Raw genomic sequence first — 24,992 nt, 5'->3', positions numbered from 1 at the left:
AGGGCGCTCAGTCGCAGAGGAACAGGTGGGGGTTGTTCTTGACCTCGAGGTAGAGGCTGCTGGAGCTCTGCCCCATCTTCACGGACACGGTCGCGCAGAACTTGTCCGCGACGTGCACCGGCCCGGCGTACTCGCTGAACATGCCGGAGTCCGTGTCGCAGTGGGTCCCGTCCGACTTGCACAGGCTCAGGGACATGTACTGCTTGGAGCCCTGGTTGTTGCCGAGGATCGCGCAGCCCTTGTCGCCGTTCTCGTAGGCGTACAGCGTCGCCACCGTCTTGTCGCGATCCGTGGGCGTGTGCAGTGCCCAGGCATCGGTCTGGTGGTATCCGGCTCCGCACACGTTGGCGACCGCGGCCGCCGCGGGCTTCTCCGCTGCCATGGCCTGCGGAGCCGCCACGGCGACGGCGGCGAGGGCGGCGGTGGCAGCGGCGCTTGCGCGCAGCTTCGACAGGGACTTCAGCATGGGGGGCTCTTCCTGCTCGGCATGAAACGGTCGTGAATCGACCAGGTGTTTGGGTCGCGGTCGTTGACCGTAAGTGCCGAATGGGATCTTTGTGGAGCCGGTTTTCCCAGGGGGCCGGACCAGTTGGCCGGAAAACGCCATCGGCCGGAATATCGCCCCCGTGCCGGGGGAGGAGAGGAGGACTGCGCGAGGGTCGGCGCGGTTGCGTAAGCGGAAGGCCCTACGGCCTCGAAAAGACGACCGAATGCAGAGCCCCCGCGGAACGGTGGGCCTGCCTTGCCCGCCCGGCTGCCGGAGGGAAGGAGCGGGCGGCGGCCTGAAAGGTGCTGCTCGCCTCCTGGCCGCCGTACGCCACTTGTCAGGCCCTGGGTTCCTCGCTCGGTCAGTCCCCGGTCAGTGCATCGAGACCTGGGCGCAGGCCACGTCGTACTGCGAGACCGAGTGTGAGTTGTTGGAGTTCTGGGGCTGTTCGCCCGCGTAGTGGGTGCCGGCCGTGCCGTCGGGGTTGAAGGCGGAGCCGGGCGCGGCCTCGGCCTGGCCGGGGCGGGAGGGCTGGTCCTCGCAGGACTGGTTCGGCTGGCCGCCGCCTGCGAAGGCGGGGGCGGCGGCCAGGCCCGCGGTGCCGGCCACCAGCGCGGCGGAGGCGACGGCGAGCGCGGCACGCTTGAGAAGCGTCATGACGGGCTCCTTTCGTGGCTCACCTGGTGATACGTGCGCGGGCCAGGCAAGGATTGCCCGCCTGGCTACAGCGTCGCCAGGCGCTCCACCAGCAAGAACGCGCCGATTCCGAGCATCGCCGCGCCCGAGGTGCGGGTGACCGCGCGGGCCGCCACCGGGCGGGCCGCCAGCAGGACGCGGGAGAGGGCGCCGACGGTGAGGTACACGGCCGCGCAGCACGCCATGTGGAGCAGGCCCATGGCCGCCGTCTGCGCGGGTACGGGCAGACGGGCGCCCCGCAGGGTGAGGAACTGGGGAAGCACGGAGAGGTAGAGCAGCAGGCCCTTGGGGTTCAGGCCGCTGATCGTGGCGCCTCGGAGGAACAGCCTGCGGTCGGCGTCCGGGGTCTCGTCCCCCGCCTCCGGGACGGCCGGACGGCGCAGGACGCCCCAGCCCAGCCACAGCAGATATCCGGAGCCCGCCACCGTCAGTGCCGTCAGCAGCCGGGGCGAGCCCGCCACGAGCACCGCCAGGCCCGCCGCCGCCAGCACCGTGTGCAGGGCGTACCCGCAGACCAGGCCCGCCACCGCGCGCGGTACCGAGCGGCCGCGCAGGGCGGTCGCGATGACATACGCCCAGTCGGCGCCCGGCACGCACACCAGCAGCAGGTCCACGGCGAGGAAGGAGAAGAGCAGTCCCGAGTCCATAGTGGGGACATTAGGCGTGAATGGCCCGAAAGTGTTCCTGAAATTTGCCCATGATCGCCGATTCTGAGCAAGTATCTTCTTCATGGACGACATGGACCGGAAAATCCTTGCCGAGCTACAGCAGGACGGGCGGCTGACCGTGACCGAGCTGGCCGCCCGGGTGCGCCTGAGTGTCTCGCCCTGCCACCGGCGGCTGCGCGAGCTGGAGCGCTCCGGCGCCATCCAGGGTTACCGGGCGCTGGTGGACCCCGCCTCGCTCGGGCTGAACTTCGAGGCGCTGGTCTTCGTCTCCATGCGGCAGGAGGACCGGGACACGGTCGCCGAGTTCGAGCGGGCGGTCGGCGAGCTGGAGCACGTCCTGGACGCCCAGCGGCTGTTCGGCGAGCCCGACTACCTGCTGCGGGTGGCCACCGCCGACCTCGCCGCCTTCCAGCGGCTGTACGACGAACGGCTCGCGACCCTGCCCGGGGTGCAGCGGCTGACCTCGACGCTGGTGATGAAGCACGTGGTGCGGGACCGGCCGCTGCCCGCATAGCGGCGCAGGCGGTGGCTCACCGCATGTGAACCACCGCCTGCCAGACAGGACTTGGGACGCAAATAAGGGGCCGGGTACTACTTGGTCGGCTTCTTGCCGGTCACGCCCAGGTGGACCAACAGCGCCAGGTTCGGCTTCAGTTCGGCCTGCTTGACGCCCCAGGACGTGAAGCCCTTCTGGTGCGACGCCACCGCCGCGAGCATCGCGACCAGCGAGCCCGCGATCGCGGCCGGGTTCACGTCCTTGTCGACCCTGCCCTTGGCCTGCAGTTCCGCGATGGAGTCCACGAGGGAGTTGTTCACCGAGTTCAGGATCTTCATGCGGATCTTGTAGAACCGTTTGTCCCCCTCGGCCGCGCCGAGGTCGACCACGCGCAGGATGGCGTCGTTCTTCCGCCAGAACTCCAGGAAACCGTCCACGAGTTCCTGAGCGGTCTGCCAGCCCGACTTGCCGGCCCAGGACCGCCCCTCGAGCAGCTCGGTCAACCCGGCGCCCTCGGTGGCCATTTGCTCGGCGATCTCCAGGACGGCGCCCTCGACGTCCGGGAAGTACTGGTAGAAGGTCGCGGGCGAAGTGCCCGCCTTCCGGGCGACATCGATGACCTTGACGTCCCGGTAGGGGGAGGAGCTGAGCATCTCGCTGAGGCAGTCGAGCAGCTTCTGCCGGGTCGCCTGCCCACGCCGGCCGGCCACGCGGCCGTCGACGGTACGCACTTGTCCTGTCATGCCGTCAGCTTACCGAGGGGTGATCGGAGCGCGATTCGGCCGACTGCAAATGGGGTGCACGGGGGTATCGGGGGTGGTGTGGCTGGTCTGCGGGGTGCGCGCGGCGCGGTTACTTTGACGGCATGGCCGAAAACAGGGCATCGGTGTACGGAGAGGGCGTCCCCTGCTGGGTTGACGCCCAGCTCGCCGACGTCGAGGCGGGCAAGCGGTTCTACGGTGAACTTTTCGGGTGGACCTTCGAGGACGCTCTCGGCTCCTCCGTATGGGCCCTGCTGGACGACGAGCCCGTCGCCTCGCTCGCCCCCAAGATGGACGGCCGGATGCCCACCGTCTGGACGGTGTCCTTTGCCACTCCGGACGCCCGGGCCCTGTGCCGGCGGATCGCCGCGGCAGGCGGGCAGGTGGTCATGGCCCCGTTCCCGGTGGGCGACCTCGGTACCGCCGCCCTCGTCACCGACCCCGAGGGCGCGGTGTTCGGCCTGTGGCAGCCGGGCGGCCACGCCGGGTTCGGCCGCTGGCACGAGCCGGGCACCTTCGTCTGGGCCGAGCTGTACACCCGCGACACCGCCGCCGCCAACGCCTTCTACGGCGACCTCTTCCACGAGGCCCTGTTCGGCGCCGGCGCCGAGCCCGACTTCGGCCGCGCGGACGTCTCCGAGGTCTTCCCGGCCGAGATGCCCCCGCACTTCGTCACCCACTTCCGGGTCGCGGACCTCGACGACTCCCTCGGGGCCGTGCAGCGGCTCGGCGGGCGGGTCCAGGCGCCACCCTTCGAGACGTCGTACGGACGAGTGGCGGTCGTCACCGACAATCAGGGGGCGTCGTTCGCGGTACTGCAGCGGTGATCGCGGTAGCGCGGCGATGAAATGACCCTATTCAGACGTATTCGGACCTATTCGGCATGAGACACCCTGATTTCTCACCGGGTTCGCAACCAGCCGCCCGGCCAGGAAGAATCGGGGTGCGTGCCGCCATGGCGGTGCGGTGGTGAGACGCTGCACTTCGGTCGCGTACATATGTGGTGGCGCGGCTCGTACGGGGAGGTGGCAGGCAAGTGGTGGATCAGCTGACACAGCACGATCCGCGGCGGATCGGGCCGTTCGAGGTGCTGGGCCGGCTGGGCGCCGGCGGCATGGGGCTGGTCTATCTGGCACGCTCGGCATCCGGCCGGCGCGTGGCGATCAAGACGGTCCGCACCGAGCTGGCCGAGGACCAGCTCTTCCGTGTCCGCTTCACTCGTGAGGTGGAGGCGGCCCGCGCGGTCTCCGGCTTCTACACGGCGGCCGTCGTCGACGCCGACCCGCGCGCCGCCGTGCCCTGGCTGGCCACCGCCTACGTTCCCGCGCCCTCCCTCGAGGAGATAGTGAACGACTGCGGGCCGCTCCCGGCCCAGGCCGTGCGCTGGCTGGCGGCGGGCGTGGCCGAGGCCCTCCAGTCCATCCACGGCGCCGGCCTGGTCCACCGCGACCTGAAGCCGTCCAACGTCCTGGTGGTCGAGGACGGCCCCCGGGTGATCGACTTCGGTATCGCCTCCGGCGTCTCGAACACCCGTTTGACGATGACGAACGTCGCCGTCGGCACCCCCGCCTACATGTCCCCCGAGCAGGCCAAGGACTCCCGCAGCGTCACCGGCGCCAGCGACGTCTTCTCGCTCGGTTCGATGCTGGTCTTCGCCGCCACCGGACACCCGCCCTTCCACGGCGCCAACCCCGTCGAGACCGTCTTCATGCTGCTCCGCGAGGGCCCGGACCTCACCGGCCTCCCGGACGAGCTGCGCCCGCTGATCGAGTCCTGTATGCAGATGGAGGCCACCGGCCGGCCCAACCCCGCCGACCTCCAGGCCCAGCTCGCCCCCCATCTCTTCGGCTCCGGCTCCGACGACAGCGGCACCGCCTCCGCCTGGCTTCCGGAGAAGGCGGTCGGCCTCATCGAGGCCCGCCGCGGCGGCCGCCCCGCCGCCAAGCCCGCCCCCGCCTCGTCCGGCCCCCGCAGCGCCGGCCGGGCGGCCATGCCCCCGCCGCCCTCCTACGACCCCCCGGCCCCCGCACCGGCCGGCCCGGTGGGTGCCCCCGACACCGGCCCGGTCCGGCTGGCCGGCGCCCAGGTGCCCATCGGCCCCGGCCCGCGCGTCGCCGACGCCCGCGCCGCCGCCGTCAAGGCACCCCCGCCGGAGGCCGGCCTGGTCGCCAGCTGGTCCCGCCCCCGCCCCGGCGTCAACGGCGCCGACCCCGCCGTGCCGCCCGTACCGGCCCTGCCCCCGGAGACGGCCGGCGGCTGGCGCCCCTGGCGCTTCCGCATGTCCAACGACGTCTGGGGCACCCCGTCCGTCGACGGCGACCTGGTCTACGTCACCTCCTTCGAGGTGCACGCCCTGGACGTGGGCACCGGCCGCCGCCGCTTCAAGACGCGGGACGTCGCCTGGTCCATGGCGGTCGCCGACGGCCGCATCCACGCCTCCGACGGCCCCACCCTCTTCGCCCTGGACGCCCGCGAGGGCACCGACCTGTGGCGGCTGTCCACGGACTCCTGGGTGTACTCCCTGAAGGCGGACCACGGCACGGTCGTCACCGGCACCCGCGGCGGCGGCGTCCAGGCCTGGGAGGCCGCGAACGGCCAGAAGCTGTGGGAGATCAGCGGCTGCCAGACCGACTTCGAGTCCCCCGAGTCGGGCCCCGCCGTCCACGACGGCACCGTCTACGTCTGGCAGGAGGCCCGCCTGCGCGCCCTGGAGGCCCGCACCGGCGAGGAGCGCTGGTCGTACCCCATCGGCGACGCGGCCTCCTGCGGCGGCGTCCCGGTCCGCATCACCCCGGCCCCCGACGGCTACGTCTACGTGTCCGCCGGCACCCGCGTCCTCGCGATCGACGTGGCGAGCGGCCTGGTCCGCTGGCACTTCGAGGCCCCCGCGGTGTTCCTGTGCCCACCTGCCTTCGCGCCCGGCCCGGCCGTCACCGGCGGCGGCATCTACCTGGCCGACTACCTCGGCACGGTCTACGCCCTGGACGCCACCGACGGCCGCGACCGCTGGCGCATCGCCACCGAGGCCCGCTCCTCCATCGAGCCGGTCCTGGTGGCGGCCGGACACGTCCACGTGGGCAGCGGCAAGGGCCTCTACACCCTGGACGCGGTCACCGGCACCCCCAAGTGGCGCTTCCAGGCCGGCGGCGACGTCGTCGGAGCCCCCTCGGTCGCCGAGGGCCGCATCCACTTCGGCTCCACCGACCACCTGCTGTACACCCTGAAGGCCGACGACGGCCGGCTCAGATGGAAGCTGGCCACGGGCGGCGAGATCACCGGCTCGCCGGTCGTCAAGGACGGGGTGGTGTACGCGTGCAGCAAGGACCGGTGCGTGTACGCGCTGGACGCGGAGAAGGGAACGGGGACGGCCCGCACGGCGTGAAGGCGTGACGGCCGTCGTACCGGTGTACACGGAAGGGCTCCAGACGGCGGCCGTCTCAGGGCTGACGCTACCCCCGGCGCCGAGTACCCGCCAGGTGGCGGATCGTATGGCGGCTCCTGCAACAGGCGCCCCACACACCACACCACCCCCACCCCTTCCTGCCGTCGGCCGACCCCTGCCAGGCGGACCCGCAGGCCGACGTCAGGCCCTGAGGCTCAGGCCCTGAGGCCCAGGCCCTAGCGCAGCCGGTACTCCCGCCGCCTCCCGGCGAACAACTCCGCCTGCCGCTCGGCCGGCAGGTTCCCGAGTGCGATCAGATGCGGCGCCTGCGCGAACGCCTGCGCACGCGCCGCCTCCTTGGCCGCCCACAGCGCCCGCACGGTCCCCTGCACGCCCTGCGCCGGATACCCGGCGACGACGGTGGCGCAGCGTACGGCCGCGTCCAACGCCGCACCCGGTGCGGTGAGTTCGGACACGAGCCCGATGGTGTGGGCGCGTTGCGCGGAGATCCGTTCCGCGGTCCCCATGAGCATCATCCGCGCGACCTCGCCGTACGGCATCCGCTCGGCCATGAGCACGGACTCGTAGGCGCTGACCATGCCGTACGTCGTATGCGGATCGAAGAAGGCGGCCGTGCCGTCGGCGACGACGAACTCGCTCTCCCCGAGCAGATAGAAGGCGCCCCCGCAGGCCATCCCGGCCACGGCGGCCACGACCGGCTTCCACAGGCCGTTCGCTTTCGGCCCGATCGTCAGCAGCGGATCGTCCTGCATGTACGGCGACGAGGGCTGCGGCACGACGAAGTCCCGGTCGATGCCGGTGCAGAAGGCCCGCTCTCCGGCCCCGGTGAGGACGACGGCCCGCACCGAGTCGTCGTACCGCAATTCACGCCACACCCCGGCGAGTTCCCGGGCCATGTCCGCGTCGACGGCGTTGAGCCGCTCGGGCCGGTTCAGGGTGACGACGGCGACGCCGGTGTCCTTGTCGGCCGCGAGGCGGACCGTGGTCACGACAGCACCCACTGCGGAAGCCCGTCGCAGAAGACGACCTGAACCCGGGCGCCGATCCTGACCCGCTGCGGATCAAGGGAGCCGAGCGGCGCCCCGGCACGGCTCACCAGATTCCCGACGAGCCGTATCCGGGGCAGTTCCTCCAGCTCCACGACGACGACGTTGTACGGCGCCTGTTCCGCGTAGTCGGGCAGCAGCGGCGGATGCGGCACGACGTACGACCAGACGCGTCCGCGCCCCGAGACCGGCCGCCACTCGCTCGCGAAGGACTGGCAGTGCGGGCAGCAGGGCCGGGGCGGGAAGCGGGCCTCTCCGCAGTCGGCACAGGCCTGGACGCGCAGCTCGCCGCGGGCGGCGTACTCCCAGAAGGGGGCGCCGTCGGTGTCGATGACGGGATTCAGCATGGTCAGCTCCTGAGGAGGAGAGCGGAGGTGGGAACGCCTTCCCCGGCCGTGACCAGACAGGTGGCGGCCCCGGGAACCTGCGCGGTACTGCTGCCGCGCAGCTGCCTCACCCCTTCGTTGAGGAGGTTGAAGCCGTGCACATAGGCCTCGGAGAGTCCGCCTCCGCCGGTGTTGACGGGCAGCCGCCCTCCGATCTCCAGGGCACCTTGCTCGGTGAAGGCCCCGCCCTCCCCCCTCCCGCAGAAGCCGTACCCCTCCAGGGAGAGCGGGACGAGGGCGGTGAAGGCGTCGTAGATCTGTGCCACGTCCACGTCCTCGGGCGTGAAGTCGGCGTGCTTCCACAGATGCCGGGCGGCGGTCCAGGCCGGGCCGGTGAGCGGGTCGTCGTTCCAGTAGTTGACCATGCCGTGGTGCTGGGCGGGCAGACCCTGGGCGGCGGAGTGGACGTAGACCGGGGTCCGACGGCAGTCCCTGGCGCGCTCCCTGCTGACGACCACGCAGGCGAGGGCCCCGTCCGTCTCCAGACAGTTGTCGAAGAGGCAGAGGGGCTCGCTGATCCATCGCGAGGTCATGTACATCTCGCGGGTGAGCGGCCGTTCGTGCATCACGGCGGCGGGATTCTGGTTGGCCCGGTTCCGGCAGGCGAGGGCGACGTTGAAGAGGTGGTCCCGGGTGGCGCCGTACTCGTGCATGTAGCGGCGGGTGAGCATGGCTATCTCGTCCGCGGGGCGGAGCAGCCCGAAGGGCCGGGTCCACTGGGCCGGGGTGGGCAGTTGGGCGGCGGTGTTGCGCCAGGGCCGGGGTCCACTGCCCCGCTTCCGCGACCGCCAGGCCACCCCGACCGTGGCCTGCCCCGCGGCGATGGCGGCAGCGAGATGCGCGACGGTGGCACAGGACCCCCCACCCCCGTACCCCACCTTGCTGAAGTAGGTCAGATCCCCGAACCCGACGGCCTTCGCCAGCTCCACCTCGTCGGTCTCCTCCATGGTGTAGGAGGCGAGGGCGTCGACCTCGCCGGGCGCGATCCCGGCGTCGTCCAGGGCGGCGAGTACGGCGCGGCAGGCAAGGGTCTTCTCGTCCTCCGGGAGGTGTCTGGCGAAGGCGGTCTGCCCGATCCCGACGATGGCGGTGGCGTCCTTGAGCCCCGGTCCTGCCATGGTGCGTCCCCCTCCGCGCGGATGACCCTGTGCTGACAGCCCGTCAGGTTACAGCTAATCTGACGGTTAGTCAGCTACTGGTGGGGGGAGGCCTGCTGTGAGCGATTGGGGCACCATTCCTCGTCTGGTGCGGTGGTCGGCCGAGCGGTACGGGGACACCGAGGCGGTGGTCGAGGGCCGTACACGGATCACGTACGCGGAACTGGGCGTCCGGGTGGAACGTGCGGCGGCGGCCTGCATCGCGAGAGGAGTCCGGGCCGGCGACCGGGTGGCGATCTGGTCCCCCAACTCCCTGGACTGGATCGTCGCGGCACTGGGCGCGGTGTCGGCGGGGGCGGTGCTGGTGCCGCTGAACACCCGCTTCAAGGGGGCGGAGGCGGCGGACGTACTGCGCCGCAGCGGGGCGAGGCTGCTGTTCGTGACGGGCACGTTCCTGGGCACGTCGTACGTGGCGTCGCTGCGGCGGGCGGCGGGTCCATCCGACGGCACCTGCGGCACCGGTCGCCGCACGCCGCTGCCCGCCCTCCCGGCGCTGGAACAGGTGGTGGTCCTGGCGGACGACGCACCACAGGACTTCCGCACCTGGAAGGACTTCCTGGCGGGCGGGGAGGGGGTGGAGTCGTCCGAGGTTCTCCGCCACGGAGCGGAGTTGGACGGCGGCTCCCTGTCGGACATCGTCTTCACCTCGGGGACGACGGGCCGCCCCAAGGGCGCGATGATCACCCATGAGCAGACCCTGACGGCGTACGGCATCTGGGCGGATCTGGCGGGCCTGCGCAGCACGGACCGCTACCTGATCGTCAACCCCTTCTTCCACACCTTCGGCTACAAGGCCGGGGTGATCGCCTGCCTGATGCGCGGGGCGACGATGATCCCGCAGCCGGTGTTCAACGTGGACACGGCGCTGGCGAACGTGGCGGCGGAGCGGGTGACGGTACTGCCGGGCCCGCCGACCCTCCACCAGTCACTCCTGGACCACCCCTCCCGGCATGCCCACGACCTGTCCTCCCTGCGCCTGGTGGTGACGGGCGCGGCGGTGGTGCCGCTGCGGTTGGTGGAACGCCTGCGCGGTGAACTCGGCGTGGAGACGGTCCTGACGGCGTACGGCCTCTCGGAGGCCAGCGGCATGGTCACGATGTGCCGCCGCGGCGACGCCCCGTCGGTGATCGCTTCCACCTCCGGCCGGGCGATCCCGGGTACGGAGGTGAGGGTGGCCGACGCGGAGGGGACACCGGTGCCGCCCGGCACCCCCGGCGAGGTACTGGTCCGGGGCTTCAACGTCATGCGCGGCTACTACGAGGACCAGGCGGCCACGGACGAGGCGGTCTCCCCGGACGGCTGGCTGAGCACGGGCGACGTGGGCGTGCTGGACGAGGCCGGCAACCTGCGCATCACGGACCGGATCAAGGACATGTTCATAGCCGGCGGCTTCAACGCGTACCCGGCGGAGATAGAGCAACTGCTCGGCGTACACCCGGATGTGGCGGACGTCGCGGTGATCGGCGTACCGGACGCGCGACTGGGCGAGGTCGGCAAGGCGTTCGTCGTCCGCCGCCCGGGTTCGGTACTCACCGGGGACGACCTGATCGCCTGGGCGCGCCGCGAGATGGCGAACTACAAGGTGCCGAGAGCGGTGGAGTTCGTGGCGGAACTGCCGCGGAACGCGAGTGGCAAGGTGGTCAAGGGGGAGTTGCGGGGACCGGGGTGAGCGAGGCTCCGGACACACCTCGGCCGCGACGGCTCCCCCTCCGCGCCGCCGCGGCCGATATCCCCCGTCGTACCCGGATCAGGCGGGCTCGGACGTGATGTGCGTGTTGTCCGGAGTCACCGTGCCGTCGGCGGCCACCGCCTTGGCGTCGGTGATGTGGGTGTTGAGCGGCTTGACGCCGGTGCCGGCCTCGGCGTCGGTGATGTGCGTGTTGAGCGGCTTGACCTCGGTGCCGGCCTTGGCATCGGTGATGTGCGTGTTGTCCGGCTTGACGACCGGCTCGTCCTTGGTGATGTCGCTCATCAGGTGCTCCCCTTGGAGATTGCGTACAGCTGTGGCGGGCCCATCCGGTCACTCCCCCGAGTGTGTCCGGATGGGCCGCTGGAGTCGCCCACTCTAGATCGCGAGTGAGACGGTCTCACTGGCTGGTCCGTCTGCCCCCCGACACGACGGCCCGGCAGTCATGAGACTGCCGTGGGGCGATAAACGATCGATGAACGCTGTGACAGCGCCCAGGTCAGGCCGCGGCGGCCGGTGCCAGGAGCGCCTGAACCTCCGCGGCCTCCGGGGAGTTCAGCCGTTGGTAGATCTCCAGCGCCTCGCGCCAGCAGACCTGAGCCCTGCCCGTGTGTCCGATCCCGTTCAGTGCCCTCCCGAGTACGGTCAGCACGTTGCCGCGCCGCCACTCGCCGCCGATTTCCTTGAGCGGTGTCAGGGCCATCTCGGCGTTGGCGGCGGCCTGGGCCGGACGCTGGGCGAGCAGGTCCGCTTCGGCGAGCCGGAAGAGGGTCATCCCCTCCCACAGGCGCTGTCTGCTGGCGCGGAAGACGAGCAGGGCCTGACCCAGATGCGAACTGGCATCGGCCAGTTGACCGCTCTTGCCGAGGGCCAGCCCCAGGGCGTAGTGGCCGTTGGCCGCCTTCAGGGAGTGTCCCAGTTCCTCGTACATCTCGGTGCCCTGCCGCGCGAGGTGAACCGCGCTGTCGGCCCGGCCCGTCTGCAGATGCAGACGTGAGAGGTTGCACAGCGCCGCCGCCGCGCCGGACAGGTCGCCGCATGCGCGGAAGTCCGCGATGGCACGCTCCAGGAACTCCTCGCCCTCGGCGTAGCGACCCTGGTAGTACGCGAAGACTCCGAGGATGTTCGCGGCCCAGCAGCATGGCAGCGGATCGTCGGCGGCCTCCGACAGGGCGAGGGCCTGCCGGGCCTCTTCGTACGCCTGGGCGAACTGCCCTGACCAGTGGCGTGCGTTGGCCAGTACCAGCATGGCTCGGCCTTCGGCCCGTATGTCGGACGCGGCGTGGGAGGCGTCGCGCAAGGCTGTGCCGGCTGCCTCGTACTCCTTGAAGTTGGCGCCCGACTCCGCGAGGTCGACCGCCGCCCACAGCAGGTCGACGGCGCGCCACAGCGAAGTCCCGCTGGAGGACTGCCGTACGCAGGCCAGAAGCGGTACCGCCTCGGCGTAGAGCCAGTCCCGGGCGGCGTGGCGGTCGGCGAAGACCAGGCCGGAGACACCGGTCTTCTCCAGGTGATCCACCAGTCGGTCCCCCGGCCGCTCGATCGCATAGACCCCCGCCGCCGTGGCCAGATAGAAGTCCAGCAACCGCGACATGGCGGCCTCCCGCTCACTGGGCGGCCGCTCGTCCCTCTCCGCACAGGCACGCGCGTAGAGCCGTACCAGGTCATGGAAGCGGTAGCGTCCCGGCGCCGCCGACTCCAGCAGTGACGTGTCGACGAGGGACTCCAGCAGGTCCTCCGTCTCCTCCGGCGGAAGGTCGAGGACCGCCGCCGCGGCGGCGAGGGACATGTCCGGGCCGTCGGCCAGGCCCAGCAGGCGGAAGGCGCGGGCCTGGGCCGGCTCCAGCTGCCCGTACCCCAGATCGAAGGTCGCCTTCACCGCCAGGTCGCCCGCCTGGAGCTCGTCCAGCCGGCGCCGACCGTCGGCCAGCTTTGCCGCCAGCACCGATACCGTCCACGTCCGCCGAGCGGCCAGCCGGGACGCCGCGATACGGATCGCCAGGGGAAGGAAGCCGCAGGCGGCCACGACGTCCAGTGCGGCCTCGCGTTCCGCCCGCACCCGCTCCTCGCCCACGATCTTCGTGAACAGGGCGAGCGCCTCGTCCGGCGACATCACGTCCAGGTCCACCAGGTGGGCCCCGGCCAGGTCCACCATCCGGATCCGGGAGGTCACCAGCGCCGCACAGCCCTCCGTGCCGGGCAGCAGTGGCCGTACCTGGGCCGCGTCCTTCGCGTTGTCCAGCAGGACCAGGACCCGGCGGCCGTCCAGTACGGACCGGTACAGGGCCGCGCGCTCCTCCAGGGAGTCCGGGATCGCCGAGTCCGCCGTGCCCAGCGCGCGCAGGAACGAGCCGAGTACCGTCTCCGGTTCCGCCGGGCGCGGCCCGGCCCCCTGCAAGTCCACGTACAGCTGCCCGTCCGGGAAGGCCGGGCGCGCCCGGTGCGCGACGTGCACCGCCAGCGTCGTCTTGCCCACGCCCCCGATCCCGGCCAGCGCCGACACCGCCATCACCCGGCCCTCGGCCGCCGCCTCGGACGCCGACGCCAGCACCTCGCTCAGTTCGGAGACGAAGGCCGAACGTCCCGTGAAGTCGGGGACGGAGGCCGGAAGCTGGGCCGGGCGCACCGCGACCTTGGCAGGCTCCGCGGCCGGGGCGGAGGGCTCCGCCAGGGCCGGGTCCGCCTGGAGGATGCGTTGCTGCAGCTCCCGCAGGCCCGGTCGCGGGTCCACGCCCAGCTCCTCCGCCAGCAGGCGGCGGGTGTCCGCGTACACCGCGAGGGCCTCGGCCTGCCGCCCGCTCCGGTACAGCGCCAGCATGAGCAGTTCGCGCAGGCGCTCACGGAGCGGGTGCGCCGCCGTCAGGGCCGTCAGCTCCGAGACCGCCTCCGCGTGGCAGCCCTGCTCCAGGTCCATGTCCAGACGGGATTCGAGGAGCTGGAGACGCCACTCCTCCAGGCGGACCCGCTGTGCGTCGGCGTAGGGGCCGGGTACGCCCGCCAGTGGCTCCCCGTCCCACAGTCCAAGGGCGCGTTTCAGCAGCTTCCGTGCCTGGCACAGATCCCCGGCACTGCGCGCCTTCTCCGCCTCCGCCGCCAGATCCTGTGCCACCGCCAGGTCCAGCGCGCCCTCGCCCGGCGCACGTACGGCGTAGCCGCCCGACTCGCTCACCAGGACCCCGGGGTCCAGCACCTTGCGCAGCCGGGACGCGTACGTGCGTACCGCCGCCAGCGCCTGGGACGGCGGCTCCGTGCCCCACAGCGCGTCGATGAGCTCGGCCGCCGTCGCTGTACGGCCCTCGCGCAGCAGCAGGGCGGCCAGCAGGGCGCGCTGCTGCGGGGAGCCGGTGTTCAGCGTCTCCTCGCCGCGCCAGGCCCGCACCGGACCGAGCACGCTGAAGCGCAACGCCGCCGGCTCCGCGATGGCCGCGGAGCCGGAACGCCGCTGCTCAGGTACTCGCGGTCCACCGTCCATGCGTTCGTCCCCCTAGGCATCACGAACAACTCCGTCAGTTTGCCTTGTTCGGGGCGGTTGCGTCAGCCGTGGGAGACGCCGATCACAGACCGGCACACCTCAGCACACAAGGTCCTCACACGGTCTTCGCACACAGTCGGCCGACCCCACTAGCTGACGGGTCGTCAGATCGGCGCTACGGTGAGCGCCATGGACACCCAGAGCGACTTTCCGAGCGACGTTCCGGGCGGCGACTTCCCCCGGATCATCTCCGTCGACGACCACACGGTGGAGCCCGCACACGTCTGGCAGGACCGGCTCCCGAAGAAGTACCTGGACACCGGGCCACGGATCGTCCGCGCCCCGCTGAAGGAAATGACCTTCCTGGGCGGTCGGTTCAAGCCCGTCATGGGTGAGCCGGGCGACAGCGGCCCGGTCGGCGACTGGTGGGTGTACGAGGACCTGCACCGGCCCCTCACCCGGCTCGACACCGCCGTCGGGTACAGCAGGGACGACATCAAGCTCGAGGTCATCACGTACGACCAGATGAGGGCGGGGTCGTACGACGTTCCCCAGCGCCTCGCCGACATGGACGTCAACCACGTCCAGTCCGCCCTCTGCTTCCCCACCTTCCCCCGCTTCTGCGGCCAGACCTTCACCGAGGCCCGGGACCGGGACCTCGCCCTGCTCTGCGTCCGCGCCTACAACGACTGGATGGTGGAGGAGTGGTGCGGGCCGAAGGCGCACGGGCGGCTCATCCCCCTCACCCTCATCCCGCTGTGGGACGCCCACCTCGCGGCCCAGGAAGTCCGGCGCAACGCCGCGCGCGGGGTCCGGGCCGTCGCCTTCTCCGAGATACCCCCGCACCTGGGCCTGCCGTCCGTCCACACCGACGACTGGGACCCGTTCCTCGCGGCCTGCGACGAGACCGGCACGGTCGTCGCCATGCACATCGGCTCCAGCAGCCGGATGCCCTCCACCTCCGCCGACGCCCCGCCCGCCGTCGGCTCCACCATCACCTTCGCCAACTGCTGCTTCTCGATGGTGGACTGGCTGATGAGCGGGAAGTTCGAGCGCTTCCCGAACCTCCGGATCATGTACGCCGAGGGACAGATCGGGTGGATCCCGTACATCCTGGAGCGTGCGGACGTGGTCTGGGAGGAGAACCGGGGCTGGGGCGGGGTCGCCGGCAAGGTCCACCGGCCGCCGTCCGAGCTGTTCGCCGGGCATGTCTACGGCTGCTTCTTCGACGACGCCTTCGGGCTCAGGAACCTCGACTCCATCGGCGTCGGCAATGTCCTGTACGAGACCGACTACCCCCACTCCGACTCCACCTGGCCCAAGTCCCGCGAGGTCGGCGAGGCGCAGATGGGGCATCTGGCGCAGGATGTGGTGGAGCGGATCGTGCGGGGGAACGCCATCGAGCTGCTGGGGCTCACGGAGGACGGGCTCTGGAAGGGGGCCCGGTGAGCCGCCTCGCCTACGGCATCCAGCTGCCCGTCCAGTCGCAGAGCACCCTCTACACGGAGCGCTGGGAAGCCGCCGCCGGGCCCGCCGACCTGGTCGAGACCGCCCGGGCCGTGGACCGGGCCGGGTTCGCGTACCTGGCCTGCTGCGACCACGTGGCCATCCCGCGCCGCCTGGCCCCGGCGATGAGCACCGTCTGGTACGACCCGGTCGCCACCCTCGCCCACCTCGCCGCCGTCACCGAGCGCGTCCGGCTGCTCAGCCACGTGGCCGTCGTGGGCCTTCGGCATCCCCTGCTCAGCGCCAAGCAGTACGCCACCCTCGACCATCTCTCCGGAGGGCGGCTCGTCCTCGGGGTCGGGGCCGGGCATGTGCGCGAGGAGTTCGAGGTACTGGACGTGGACTTCGATCGGCGCGGGGCCGTTCTCGACGAGGCGATCGACGCGCTGCGGTCCGCCCTCGGGCCCGAGGAGTTCCCCGAGCACCACGGCAAGCTGTACGACTTCGCCGATCTGGGGCAGCGGCCCCGGCCCGCGCAGGAGCACGTCCCGATCTGGATCGGGGGCTCCTCGCCCGCCGCCGTCCGCCGGGCCGCCCTGAAGGGGGACGGCTGGCTGCCGCAGGGGGATCCACGGGACCGGCTGCCCGACCGGATCGGCCGCCTCAAGGCCCTGCGGGAGGAAGCGGGCATCGAGGCGCCCCTCACCGTCGGCGCCATCACCGAGCCCCTGTACGTCGGGCGGGCCGGCTGGGACGTCGGGCGGCGCACGCTCAGCGGGGCGCCGGAGGAGATCGCCGCATCGCTGCGGGCGTACCGCGCGATGGGCGTGCACCAGATCCAGGTGCGGTTCCGCAGCCGGAGCCGCAGCGAACTCATCGACCAGATCGGCGCGTTCGGGGCCGAGGTCGCGCCCCGGCTGGACTGAGGAGCGGACATGGGCAAGCTGGACGGGCGGGTCGTCGTCATCACCGGGGCGGCGCGCGGACAGGGCGAGCAGGAGGCGCGGCTCTTCCGGGAGGAGGGTGCGCGGATCGTCGTCGCGGATGTGCTGGACGACCAGGGGGAGGCCCTGGCCAAGGAGATCGGGGCCCTGTACGTCCATCTCGACGTGGGCACGGAGGACGGCTGGCGGGAGGCCGTCGGCGCCGTCAAGCAGGCGTACGGGCGTATCGACGGGCTGGTCAACAACGCGGGCATCCTGCGTTTCAACGCGCTGGTGGACACCCCTCTCGACGAGTTCATGCAGGTCGTGCAGGTCAACCAGGTCGGCTGCTTCCTGGGGATGAAGGCCGTCGTGCCGGAGATGACGGACGGCGGGACCATCGTCAACACCGCCTCCTACACCGCGCTCACCGGGATGGCGGCCGTGGGCACCTATGCCGCCACCAAGCACGCCGTGCTCGGGCTGACCCGGGTGGCCGCGCTGGAGCTGGCGAGCAGGCGGATCCGGGTCAACGCCATCTGCCCGGGCGCCATCGACACCGCGATGTCCAACCCGGCCCGGCTGGACCCCGGCGCGGACCCGGAGGAGATGAGCCGGGCCCTGGACGAGCTGTACCGCAAGCTCGTGCCGCTGGGGCGGGTCGGGCAGCCGGAGGAGGTGGCCCGGCTGGCCCTCTTCCTGACCTCGGAGGACTCCTCGTACATCACCGGGCAGCCGTTCGTGATCGACGGGGGCTGGCTGGCGGGGGTCAGTGTCATCTGAGCCGAGCTGACGAACCGTCAGCTATTGACGGTCACGTCAGCCGGTGCGACAGTCGGCCGACAGAGAGAAACTGACGACTCGTCAGATACGTTGAGGACGGTGAACCGCCGTGGAATTCGGGCTCTTCGTACAGGGATACGTGGGCAAGCGCGCCGAGACCGACCCGCTGGCCGAGCACAAGGCACTGATGGAGGAGACCGAGTACGTCATCCAGGCGGACAAGTCCGGCTTCAAGTACGCCTGGGCCTCCGAGCACCACTTCCTGGAGGAGTACTCGCACCTCTCCGCCAACGATGTGTTTCTGGGGTACCTGGCCCATGCGACCGAGCGGATCCATCTCGGCTCCGGGATCTTCAACCCGCTCGCCCAGGTCAACCACCCCGTGAAGGTCGCCGAGAAGGTCGCCATGCTGGACCACCTCAGCGAGGGGCGCTTCGAGTTCGGCAGCGGCCGGGGCGCCGGCAGCCACGAGATCCTCGGCTTCCTGCCCGGCATCACCGACATGAACTACACGAAGGAGATCTGGGAGGAGACCATCGCCGAGTTCCCGAAGATGTGGCTCCAGGACGAGTACGCGGGCTTCCAGGGCAAGCACTGGCAGCTGCCGCCGAGGAAGGTGCTCCCGAAGCCGTACGGGAAGTCGCATCCGGCGATGTGGTACGCGGCCGGGTCGCCGCCGTCGTACGCCATGGCCGCGAAGAAGGGGCTCGGCGTGCTCGGCTTCAGCATCCAGAAGGTCTCCGACATGGAGTGGGTGCTGGAGCAGTACAAGACGGCCGTCGTGAACGCGGAGCCCGTCGGGGACTTCGTCAACGACAACGTGATGGTGACGACCACCGCCATCTGCGCGCCCACGCATGCGGAGGCGATCGAGATCGCGGTCAACGGGGGGCTGCACTATCTGCCCTCGCTGGTGTTCCGGTACCACGACACGTTTCCCCGGCCGGAGGGGTTCCCGGTGTGGCCGGAGACGCTGCCCCGGTACACGCCCGAGTTCGTGGAGCTGCTCGTCGAGGAGGAGCTTCTCATTTGCGGGGATCCGGATGAGGTGCTGCGGCAGTGCAAGCGGTGGGAGCAGGCCGGGGCCGATCAGCTGAGCTTCGGGTTGCCGGTGGGGGTGCCGAAGGAGGAGACGTTGCAGACGATTCGGCTGATCGGGGAGCACGTGATTCCGGAGATCGATACGGACCCTGTGCATCGGACGTCCCGGTTCCGGGCTGCCGTGTGAGCGCCGTTGCGGGGTGCGGGTGCGTTGTGGCTTGTCGCGCCCACGCGGCGGAGCCGCATATTGATGCAGCCCCGCGCCCCTGGGCAGCTCACCGTTCCCGGAGTTGAGAAGGAGCCCCATGCTTGATCACGTCATCAAGGGTGCGACCGTCGTCGACGGGACGGGAGCGCCTGCGTTCACCGCCGACGTCGGCATACGTGGCGGACGTATCGCCGTCGTCGGGCAAGTCGGCGAGGAATCCCGCACCAGCGAGGACGCGCACGGTCTCGTCCTCACCCCCGGCTTCGTGGATCCCCACACCCACTACGACGCCCAGCTCTTCTGGGACCCGTATGCCACGCCCTCCCTCAATCACGGGGTGACGACCGTGGCCGCCGGGAACTGCGGGTTCACCCTCGCCCCGCTCAACCCCTCCCGTCCCGAGGACGCCGACTACACCCGGCGGATGATGTCCAAGGTGGAGGGCATGTCGCTGGTGGCGCTGGAGGAGGGGGCGCCCTGGAGCTGGCACAGCTTCGGCGAGTATCTGGATGCCCTGGAGGGGCGGATCGCGGTCAACGCGGGCTTCATGGTGGGGCATTGTGCGTTGCGGCGGTATGCGATGGGGCCGCAGGCCATCGGCGGGCAGCCGAGTGAGGAGCAGCTTCGGCAGATGCTTCGGCTGTTCCACGAGGCCATGGACGCGGGGGCCTGGGGGCTGTCCACCACCCAGTCCAGTACGCACTCCGACGGCGACGGGCAGCCGGTGGCGTCGAGGCACGCGAGGCCGGCCGAACTGCTGGCGCTCTCCCAGGCCGTCGGGGAGCACGAGGGGACCCAGATCGAGGCGATCGTCGCCGGGTGCCTGGACCAGTTCAGCGATGCCGAGATCGATCTGTTCGTGGAGATGAGCGCGGCGGCGGGACGGCCGCTGAACTGGAACGTCCTCACCATCGACGCGGCCGTGCCCGAGCGGGTGCCCCGGCAGCTCAGTGCCGGTGAGCGGGCGCGGAAGGCCGGTGGGCGGGTCGTGGCGCTCACCATGCCGATCCTCACCCCGATGAACATGTCCCTGGGCACCTTCTGCGCCCTGAACCTCATCCCGGGGTGGGGGCCGGTCCTCGGTCTGCCCGTGCCCGAGCGGATCGCCAGGCTCGGCGATCCGGAGGTCAGGAGCGAGATGCTGCGCCGGGCCGAGTCGAAGGAGGCGGGCGTCTTCCGGCGGCTCGCGAACTTCGGGCGGTACGTCATCGGGGACACCTACAGCGAGGCCAACCGCGGGCTGACGGGCCGGGTCGTCCGGGACATCGCCGCCGAGCGCGGGCAGGACCCCTTCAGCTGTCTGGTGGAGATCTGCGCCCATGACGATCTCCGTACGGTCCTGTGGCCCATGCCCACCGACAACGACCCCGCCTCCTGGACCCTGCGGGCCGAGACCTGGCAGCACGAGGACGTGCTGCTCGGCGGCTCGGACGCGGGCGCGCACCTGGACCGGATGTGCGGGGCGCCGTACACCACCCGGTTCCTCGGGGACTGCCTGCGCGGCCGCAGGCTGGTCGGCCTGGAGCAGGCGGTGAAGATGCTGACCGACGACCCGGCGCGGCTCTTCGGGCTGCGCGAGCGGGGGCGGGTGCGGGAGGGCTGGCATGCCGACCTGGTGCTGTTCGACCCGGAGCGGATCGACGCCGGCCAGGCCACCCTGGTGCACGACCTGCCGGGTGACAGCCCGCGGCTGGACTCCCGGGCGCTCGGCGTGCGGGCCGTGTGGGTCAACGGGGTCGAGGCGATCCGGGACGACGTGGTGAGCGGGGCGGTACCGGGCAGGGTGCTGCGGTCCGGGCGGGACACCGGGACGGTGAGCACCAAGTGACCGATGGGCAGCGGCTGTTCGTCGGGGGTGCGTGGGTCGAGCCGGACGGCGGGTACTACCCGGTGACCGACCCGGCCACCGAGGAGACCGTCGGCTGGGCCCCGGAGGCCTCGCCGGAGCAGGCGGGGGCGGCCTGTGCGGCGGCCCGGGAGGCGTTCGGGGCGTGGTCGCGGACCGAGCCGGAGGAGCGGGCGGCGGTGCTGGCGCGGGCGGCGGAGATCATCCGCGGTCGGATGGGACCGTACGCCGACCTGGCCCGCGCGGAGACCGGTGCGACGACCGGGACCGCCCGCGCGATGCAGGTCGGGGTGGCCGCCGCCCGCTTCCGCCGGTACGCCACCGTGGAGCCCGCCGAGTGGGCCGTTCCGCCGCAGATCAACGAGGCGGGTGGGGGTACCTCCCACGCCCTTAAGGCAGTGGGGGCGGGGAAGGCCGGGGTGACAGGGGCGCTGGCGGTACGGCAGCCCGTCGGGGTCGTCACCTGCATCACCTCCTACAACAACCCATGGGCCAACCCCGCCGGCAAGGTCGCCCCGGCCCTCGCCATGGGCAACACGGTGGTCGTGAAACCGGCCCCGCAGGACCCGCTGTCCGTCTACCGGATGGCGCAGGCGCTGGAGGCCGCGGGTGCGCCGGCGGGTGTGGTGAACGTGGTCTCCGGGCGTGCCACGGACGTCGGTGAGGCCGCCGTCGTGTCCCCCGACGTCGACATGGTGAGCTTCACCGGCTCCACGGTCGTCGGCCGGCGCATCGCCGAGGTGTGCGGGCGGGACATGAAACGCCAGTTGATGGAGCTGGGCGGGAAGGGAGCGGCGGTCGTCTTCGACGACGCGGACCTCGGGTCCGCGGTGGCGGGGATCGGGACCACCTTCTCCTTCTACAGCGGGCAGATCTGTACGGCGCCGACGCGGGTGCTGGCGCAGAGAGGGGTCTACGACCGGCTGGTCGAGCAACTCGCCGTCTACGCCGGTCGGTTGAAGGTGGGAGATCCGCGGGAGGCGGACACCGTCGTGGGCCCGGTCATCTCCGCCGAGCACCGGGCGCGCGTGGAGTCGTACGTCGAACTCGGCCGCAAGGAGGGAGCGACGGTGGTCGTCGGCGGTGAACGCCCTCCCCTGGAGCGAGGGTTCTACGTGGCCCCCGCCCTCCTCGCCGACTGCACCAACGACATGCGGGTGGCCCGGGAGGAGATCTTCGGGCCGGTCGTGACGGTGATCCCGTTCGAGGAGGAGGACGAGGGAGTCGCCCTCGCCAACGACTCCGACTACGGCCTGATCGACTACGTCTGGTCCGGCGACGTGGCCCGCGCCTTCCGGGTGGCCCGGCGGCTGCGGGCCGGCGGGGTCGGGATCAACACGGTCGGCCGCAACATGGAGGCGCCCTTCGGCGGCTTCAAGAAGAGCGGGGTCGGCCGCGACGTGGGCTCCTACGCCCTGCACGCATACAGCGAGGTGCAGGCGATCGTGTGGCCGGGGTGAGCGGCGGGCTCAGTCCGTCAGATCCACCCGCACCGTCAGCAGGTCGGTGCCGAACGCCCGTACCGCCGCACTGTTGAACCGGGGCAGGCCGCGCAGCCGGGCCACGGCGTCGTCCTCGGGAAGCAGGTGGGCGGTGCCGTGGTGCCAGCGGCCGCGGATGCGGATGCGGACGTGCGGGTCGGCCTGGATGTTGCGGACGTACTGGGACTTGAAGCCGAACTCCGAGACGATCCAGAAGGAGTCCCCGACCCGGCGTCCGCCCACCGGTGTCGGCCGGGGCAGGCCGGACTTGCGGCCGGTGGTCTCCAGGAGGGTCTGGGAGGGGATGCGCCGGTTGAGCGGGTTGGCGAGGTGGCGCTGGAACCGGGTCACGATCCGGTGCTTGAGGTCGGTGTTGCGTGGCATGGCTCGGGTTTCTCCTGCTCTGCTCCACGGAGGGCACCTCGCGTGGATGGTGTGACGACCCTGTGCGGGGCGGGTGCTGGGTGAACGGGCGTACGGCCGGTGCGTGTTAGCCTCCCCCGCGATCGTGAACAATCGCAACGGGGGAGCGTGATGGGCGCGTCTTCGGACGGCTACCAGGTCAAGTCCGGCATGTCCGGCCAGGCGAAGGAACTGGACGGCGCGGGCGACGACACCGGGAAGATCCGCAAGGCGATCGAACCCGGACTCTGCTACATGAACGACGCGCTGGGCGGCCCGGACTCGGCCGCGGCGTTCAACGCGTACGCCGCCGCCTGGGAGGCGGAGGCCAAGACGCTCGAGTCGGCGCTGCACGAACTGGCGGACAAGGTGCGCCTGTCCAAGGGGGCGTACGGCGAGAGCGACGGCCTGGTCGACACCTCCGTCCGCAGTGTGCCCGCCGGTGACAGCTACCTCACCACCATGCCCGCACACGCCACCCGCCCGTCGGCGCTGGCCGCGTACTGAGGGGCGGCGCGCGATGACGACGGAGGACACCACCGACCGCCGCAAGCGGCTCGACGGCCTGTGCAAGCGCATCTCCTCGGCCGACAGCAAGAACGACCTGATCGACGCGATCGACGACGCCCTCGGGGTGTCCGCGCCGGCCGGTGACCACGCGACGCTGGAGTCGCTGGCCAAGCGCTACCGCGGCCAGTGCGACGACGCCGGCCATGTGCGGGACCGCGTCGACAAGGTGGCCCGCAAGGGGCTGCCCGAGGTGTGGGTCGGCAAGACGAGCGTCCTCGCCTCCGATGTGGTGGCCGCCGCCTCCCGGGACGCGCAGCAGATGTCCGACGCGTTCGAGGGCGGCGCCAAGGCGCTGCTGAAGCTCGCCGACTCGGTCAAGAGCGCGCAGGACCAGGACCGCGACGGGCGGTCCAAGTTGCGCCAGGCGCGCACCACGCTCGGCGGCAAGGACGGCTTCTTCGACGACTGGTACGAGGACGACGACGAGGAGAGCACCCGGCTGAAGGCCCGCTCCGTCGCCTCCGCGGGCGTCGACCTGCTGCTCAAGGCCGCCGTCGCCGCCGACGACGCCGCCCGCGCAGCGGCCCGGGACCTGAACAAGTGGGCGTCCGAGGCGCGGGCCGGGAAGCTCGACGCCGACGGGCTCACTGCCGCCGACCGGCTGGCGCTGGCCGACACCAGCAACCCCGACGGCGACCCCGAGATGAACGAGATCCTCAGCGCCAACGACCTCGAACGCTCCGGCCGTGCCATGGACCGCCTCTCGGCCGCCGACCGGGCCCGCATGGACCACCTGATGGCGAACGCCTCCACCCCGCAGGAGAAGGCGTACATCCTGAAGGCCCTCGCCTCGGGCTACTCCGTGGACGACGTCGAGAAGTTCGACGGGAAGATCCACGGCAAGGACCCGGCGTGGCTGGAGGACCATCTGGCGCCGGTCACCACCCAGACGGACAGCCTGACCGACGAAGGCAAGAACACCAACGGCTCCAACCGCAACACCGACGACCAGACGTTCGGCAACCAGCGGTGGTCGCAGGACGCCGCGACCTGCGTGCCGTCCTCGACCGTCACGGCACGGGCCATGGTCGACCCGGTCTACGCCCTCCAGCTGACCGGCGGCCCGACCGGCCAGGACGCCGACCCCGCGCACTTCCGCAAGCGGCTCCACGACGAGCAGTACCGGATGCACGAGGAGGGTGACGGCGACTACACCCACTTCTGGAGCGACACCCCGGCCGGCATGGACTCCGACGGCCAGGTCGACATCTCCAACAAGGAACTGAGCCCGCACACCGGTGACCACTACGAGTCGCACGACATGAACGGCGCCGACGACCGCCGTGACGTGCTGACCGACATCGAGAAGTCCGTCGCCGAGGGCAAGCCCGTGCCCATCAACGTCGAGGGGCATGAGAAGAACGGCGACTGGGTCGGCCACGGCATGATGATCGTCGGCCAGGAGGGCGACAAGCTCCAGGTCTACAACCCCTGGGGCACCACCACCTGGGTCAGCGAGGACGACTTCGTCAAGGGCGACCTCAGCGGCGCCTGCGACAACCGCTTCGACAACGTCAACCGCGTCTACATCGACCAGAACTGACCAGGACTGACCGTGCGCACATCAACAGTGGCCCGCCGGCTGGCGGCCTCGGCCCTCCTCCCGCTCACCCTGACCGGCTGCGGCCTGTTCGGCGGAGGCGGGCAGCACGAGTACGGCGCCCAGCAGCGTGCCATCAAGGTCCGCAAGGGCGCCAAGTTCACCCTTTCGCTGCCCGCCAGCCCCGCCCTGGCGGAGCACTGGTATCTGGCCGACCCGTGGCCGAACGGGCGCGTCCTGAAGTACCGCGGCAAGCGGGAGGACATCCACGGCAGCCCCAAGGGGGTCACCGGCGGTGGTGAGGGCACCGAGTACTTCGACTTCACCGCGCGCAAGAAGGGCAGGACGACGCTGAAGCTGCTGCACTGCCCGATGGCCAGGTGCAGCAGCGCCACCGAGGCCGCGGCTTCGGCGAGCCCCGTCCCCACCGCGACCGGCACACCCGACGACAACGCCGCCTACTTCGTCTACACCGTCACGGTCCGCTGACCCG

The 24,992-nt window shown here is 71.3% G+C and carries 23 protein-coding genes; 13 read left to right on the top strand and 10 right to left on the bottom strand.

Annotated elements, in window-relative coordinates; translation table 11 throughout:
* Positions 1-7: 7 nt before the first annotated feature.
* The 3 genes from AQI88_RS34555 to AQI88_RS34545 form a co-directional block, all read right to left on the bottom strand.
* Positions 8-466, bottom strand: a complete 459-nt coding sequence (locus AQI88_RS34555; protein WP_067007138.1) for a hypothetical protein — start codon at positions 464-466, stop codon at positions 8-10.
* A 393-nt stretch (positions 467-859) separates the two neighbouring features.
* Positions 860-1,144 carry a hypothetical protein gene (locus AQI88_RS34550; protein ID WP_067007135.1) on the bottom strand — a complete coding sequence of 95 codons (285 nt, stop codon included), beginning with the start codon at positions 1,142-1,144 and terminating at the stop codon, positions 860-862.
* Between the two features lie 65 nt (positions 1,145-1,209).
* Complete coding sequence (locus AQI88_RS34545; protein WP_067007132.1) at positions 1,210-1,830, bottom strand: LysE family translocator; 621 nt, start codon at positions 1,828-1,830, stop codon at positions 1,210-1,212.
* Positions 1,831-1,912: 82 nt separating this feature from the next.
* On the opposite strand from AQI88_RS34545, the gene AQI88_RS34540 reads away from it, so the two are divergent.
* The gene (locus AQI88_RS34540; protein ID WP_067007129.1) at positions 1,913-2,365 is read left to right on the top strand and encodes an Lrp/AsnC family transcriptional regulator; all 453 of its coding nucleotides are present in this window, start codon (positions 1,913-1,915) and stop codon (positions 2,363-2,365) included.
* 77 nt (positions 2,366-2,442) lie between these two features.
* Here the strand turns inward: AQI88_RS34540 and AQI88_RS34535 are convergent, their stop codons facing one another.
* On the bottom strand, positions 2,443-3,078 hold the full coding sequence (locus AQI88_RS34535; RefSeq protein WP_067007126.1) for a TetR family transcriptional regulator: 636 nt from the start codon (positions 3,076-3,078) through the stop codon (positions 2,443-2,445).
* Between the two features lie 134 nt (positions 3,079-3,212).
* Between AQI88_RS34535 and kbpA the strand changes: the two genes are divergently transcribed.
* A complete protein-coding gene (gene kbpA / locus AQI88_RS34530) occupies positions 3,213-3,935 on the top strand; it encodes an AfsK-binding protein KbpA (protein ID WP_067007123.1) in 723 nt (240 codons plus the stop codon).
* A 209-nt stretch (positions 3,936-4,144) separates the two neighbouring features.
* The gene (gene afsK / locus AQI88_RS34525) at positions 4,145-6,490 is read left to right on the top strand and encodes a protein serine/threonine kinase AfsK (RefSeq protein WP_067007120.1); all 2,346 of its coding nucleotides are present in this window, start codon (positions 4,145-4,147) and stop codon (positions 6,488-6,490) included.
* 236 nt (positions 6,491-6,726) lie between these two features.
* On the opposite strand, the gene AQI88_RS34520 is transcribed toward afsK, so the two are convergent.
* From AQI88_RS34520 to AQI88_RS34510, 3 genes are read right to left on the bottom strand one after another with little or no spacing between them, the layout of a single operon-like run.
* A complete protein-coding gene (locus AQI88_RS34520; protein ID WP_067007117.1) occupies positions 6,727-7,500 on the bottom strand; it encodes an enoyl-CoA hydratase/isomerase family protein in 774 nt (257 codons plus the stop codon).
* Positions 7,497-7,904, bottom strand: a complete 408-nt coding sequence (locus AQI88_RS34515) for a Zn-ribbon domain-containing OB-fold protein (RefSeq protein WP_067007115.1) — start codon at positions 7,902-7,904, stop codon at positions 7,497-7,499. The genes AQI88_RS34520 and AQI88_RS34515 overlap by 4 nt, the downstream gene beginning before the upstream one ends.
* Before the next feature lie 2 nt (positions 7,905-7,906).
* Positions 7,907-9,061 (bottom strand): lipid-transfer protein, encoded by a 1,155-nt coding sequence (locus AQI88_RS34510; protein ID WP_067007112.1) that lies wholly within the window; start codon positions 9,059-9,061, stop codon positions 7,907-7,909.
* A 97-nt stretch (positions 9,062-9,158) separates the two neighbouring features.
* Between AQI88_RS34510 and AQI88_RS34505 the strand changes: the two genes are divergently transcribed.
* Positions 9,159-10,769 carry a FadD3 family acyl-CoA ligase gene (locus tag AQI88_RS34505; protein WP_067007109.1) on the top strand — a complete coding sequence of 537 codons (1,611 nt, stop codon included), beginning with the start codon at positions 9,159-9,161 and terminating at the stop codon, positions 10,767-10,769.
* Positions 10,770-10,847: 78 nt separating this feature from the next.
* Here the strand turns inward: AQI88_RS34505 and AQI88_RS34500 are convergent, their stop codons facing one another.
* Positions 10,848-11,072, bottom strand: a complete 225-nt coding sequence (locus AQI88_RS34500) for a hypothetical protein (protein ID WP_067007106.1) — start codon at positions 11,070-11,072, stop codon at positions 10,848-10,850.
* A 214-nt stretch (positions 11,073-11,286) separates the two neighbouring features.
* A complete protein-coding gene (gene afsR / locus AQI88_RS34495) occupies positions 11,287-14,259 on the bottom strand; it encodes an SARP-family global regulator AfsR (protein ID WP_067007103.1) in 2,973 nt (990 codons plus the stop codon).
* Positions 14,260-14,448: 189 nt separating this feature from the next.
* Between afsR and AQI88_RS34490 the strand changes: the two genes are divergently transcribed.
* The 6 genes from AQI88_RS34490 (at position 14,449) to AQI88_RS34465 (ending at position 21,966) form a co-directional block, all read left to right on the top strand.
* On the top strand, positions 14,449-15,708 hold the full coding sequence (locus AQI88_RS34490; RefSeq protein WP_067007100.1) for an amidohydrolase family protein: 1,260 nt from the start codon (positions 14,449-14,451) through the stop codon (positions 15,706-15,708).
* On the top strand, positions 15,705-16,631 hold the full coding sequence (locus AQI88_RS34485) for an LLM class F420-dependent oxidoreductase (protein ID WP_244184454.1): 927 nt from the start codon (positions 15,705-15,707) through the stop codon (positions 16,629-16,631). The genes AQI88_RS34490 and AQI88_RS34485 overlap by 4 nt, the downstream gene beginning before the upstream one ends.
* A 9-nt stretch (positions 16,632-16,640) precedes the next feature.
* Positions 16,641-17,411 (top strand): SDR family NAD(P)-dependent oxidoreductase, encoded by a 771-nt coding sequence (locus tag AQI88_RS34480; protein ID WP_067007097.1) that lies wholly within the window; start codon positions 16,641-16,643, stop codon positions 17,409-17,411.
* A 109-nt stretch (positions 17,412-17,520) separates the two neighbouring features.
* On the top strand, positions 17,521-18,639 hold the full coding sequence (locus AQI88_RS34475) for an LLM class flavin-dependent oxidoreductase (RefSeq protein WP_079057988.1): 1,119 nt from the start codon (positions 17,521-17,523) through the stop codon (positions 18,637-18,639).
* A gap of 118 nt (positions 18,640-18,757) precedes the next feature.
* Complete coding sequence (locus tag AQI88_RS34470) at positions 18,758-20,488, top strand: N-acyl-D-amino-acid deacylase family protein (RefSeq protein WP_067007094.1); 1,731 nt, start codon at positions 18,758-18,760, stop codon at positions 20,486-20,488.
* Positions 20,485-21,966 carry an aldehyde dehydrogenase family protein gene (locus AQI88_RS34465; RefSeq protein WP_067007091.1) on the top strand — a complete coding sequence of 494 codons (1,482 nt, stop codon included), beginning with the start codon at positions 20,485-20,487 and terminating at the stop codon, positions 21,964-21,966. Before AQI88_RS34470 ends, AQI88_RS34465 begins: the two co-directional genes overlap by 4 nt.
* A gap of 9 nt (positions 21,967-21,975) precedes the next feature.
* Here AQI88_RS34465 and AQI88_RS34460 read toward each other — a convergent pair whose 3' ends face one another.
* On the bottom strand, positions 21,976-22,371 hold the full coding sequence (locus tag AQI88_RS34460; protein WP_067007088.1) for a nitroreductase family deazaflavin-dependent oxidoreductase: 396 nt from the start codon (positions 22,369-22,371) through the stop codon (positions 21,976-21,978).
* Between the two features lie 150 nt (positions 22,372-22,521).
* Between AQI88_RS34460 and AQI88_RS34455 the strand changes: the two genes are divergently transcribed.
* The 3 genes from AQI88_RS34455 to AQI88_RS34445 are packed head-to-tail and all read left to right on the top strand — an operon-like array spanning position 22,522 to position 24,988.
* Positions 22,522-22,896: a hypothetical protein gene (locus tag AQI88_RS34455; protein ID WP_067007085.1), complete on the top strand. Its 375-nt coding sequence runs from the start codon at positions 22,522-22,524 to the stop codon at positions 22,894-22,896.
* A 13-nt stretch (positions 22,897-22,909) separates the two neighbouring features.
* Positions 22,910-24,502, top strand: coding sequence for a peptidoglycan-binding protein (locus tag AQI88_RS34450; RefSeq protein ID WP_067007083.1), 1,593 nt, complete (start codon positions 22,910-22,912; stop codon positions 24,500-24,502).
* A gap of 12 nt (positions 24,503-24,514) precedes the next feature.
* On the top strand, positions 24,515-24,988 hold the full coding sequence (locus AQI88_RS34445) for a protease inhibitor I42 family protein (protein ID WP_159050462.1): 474 nt from the start codon (positions 24,515-24,517) through the stop codon (positions 24,986-24,988).
* The last annotated feature ends 4 nt before the right edge of the window (positions 24,989-24,992 follow it).

The sequence above is a fragment of the Streptomyces cellostaticus genome (assembly GCF_001513965.1).
In the GTDB taxonomy this organism is placed as follows: Bacteria; Actinomycetota; Actinomycetes; order Streptomycetales; family Streptomycetaceae; genus Streptomyces; species Streptomyces cellostaticus.
This window is presented reverse-complemented; position numbering and strand designations above follow the sequence as displayed.

Bases quoted from the DNA above. Each gene is read 5' to 3' on its own strand.
- AQI88_RS34555 (WP_067007138.1), bottom strand. From the start codon at position 466: ATGCTGAAGTCCCTGTCGAAGCTGCGCGCAAGCGCCGCTGCCACCGCC.
- AQI88_RS34550 (WP_067007135.1), bottom strand. From the start codon at position 1,144: ATGACGCTTCTCAAGCGTGCCGCGCTCGCCGTCGCCTCCGCCGCGCTG.
- AQI88_RS34545 (WP_067007132.1), bottom strand. From the start codon at position 1,830: ATGGACTCGGGACTGCTCTTCTCCTTCCTCGCCGTGGACCTGCTGCTG.
- AQI88_RS34540 (WP_067007129.1), top strand. From the start codon at position 1,913: ATGGACGACATGGACCGGAAAATCCTTGCCGAGCTACAGCAGGACGGG.
- kbpA (WP_067007123.1), top strand. From the start codon at position 3,213: ATGGCCGAAAACAGGGCATCGGTGTACGGAGAGGGCGTCCCCTGCTGG.
- AQI88_RS34515 (WP_067007115.1), bottom strand. From the start codon at position 7,904: ATGCTGAATCCCGTCATCGACACCGACGGCGCCCCCTTCTGGGAGTAC.
- AQI88_RS34510 (WP_067007112.1), bottom strand. From the start codon at position 9,061: ATGGCAGGACCGGGGCTCAAGGACGCCACCGCCATCGTCGGGATCGGG.
- AQI88_RS34500 (WP_067007106.1), bottom strand. From the start codon at position 11,072: ATGAGCGACATCACCAAGGACGAGCCGGTCGTCAAGCCGGACAACACG.
- afsR (WP_067007103.1), bottom strand. From the start codon at position 14,259: ATGGACGGTGGACCGCGAGTACCTGAGCAGCGGCGTTCCGGCTCCGCG.
- AQI88_RS34490 (WP_067007100.1), top strand. From the start codon at position 14,449: ATGGACACCCAGAGCGACTTTCCGAGCGACGTTCCGGGCGGCGACTTC.
- AQI88_RS34480 (WP_067007097.1), top strand. From the start codon at position 16,641: ATGGGCAAGCTGGACGGGCGGGTCGTCGTCATCACCGGGGCGGCGCGC.
- AQI88_RS34470 (WP_067007094.1), top strand. From the start codon at position 18,758: ATGCTTGATCACGTCATCAAGGGTGCGACCGTCGTCGACGGGACGGGA.
- AQI88_RS34460 (WP_067007088.1), bottom strand. From the start codon at position 22,371: ATGCCACGCAACACCGACCTCAAGCACCGGATCGTGACCCGGTTCCAG.
- AQI88_RS34455 (WP_067007085.1), top strand. From the start codon at position 22,522: ATGGGCGCGTCTTCGGACGGCTACCAGGTCAAGTCCGGCATGTCCGGC.
- AQI88_RS34450 (WP_067007083.1), top strand. From the start codon at position 22,910: ATGACGACGGAGGACACCACCGACCGCCGCAAGCGGCTCGACGGCCTG.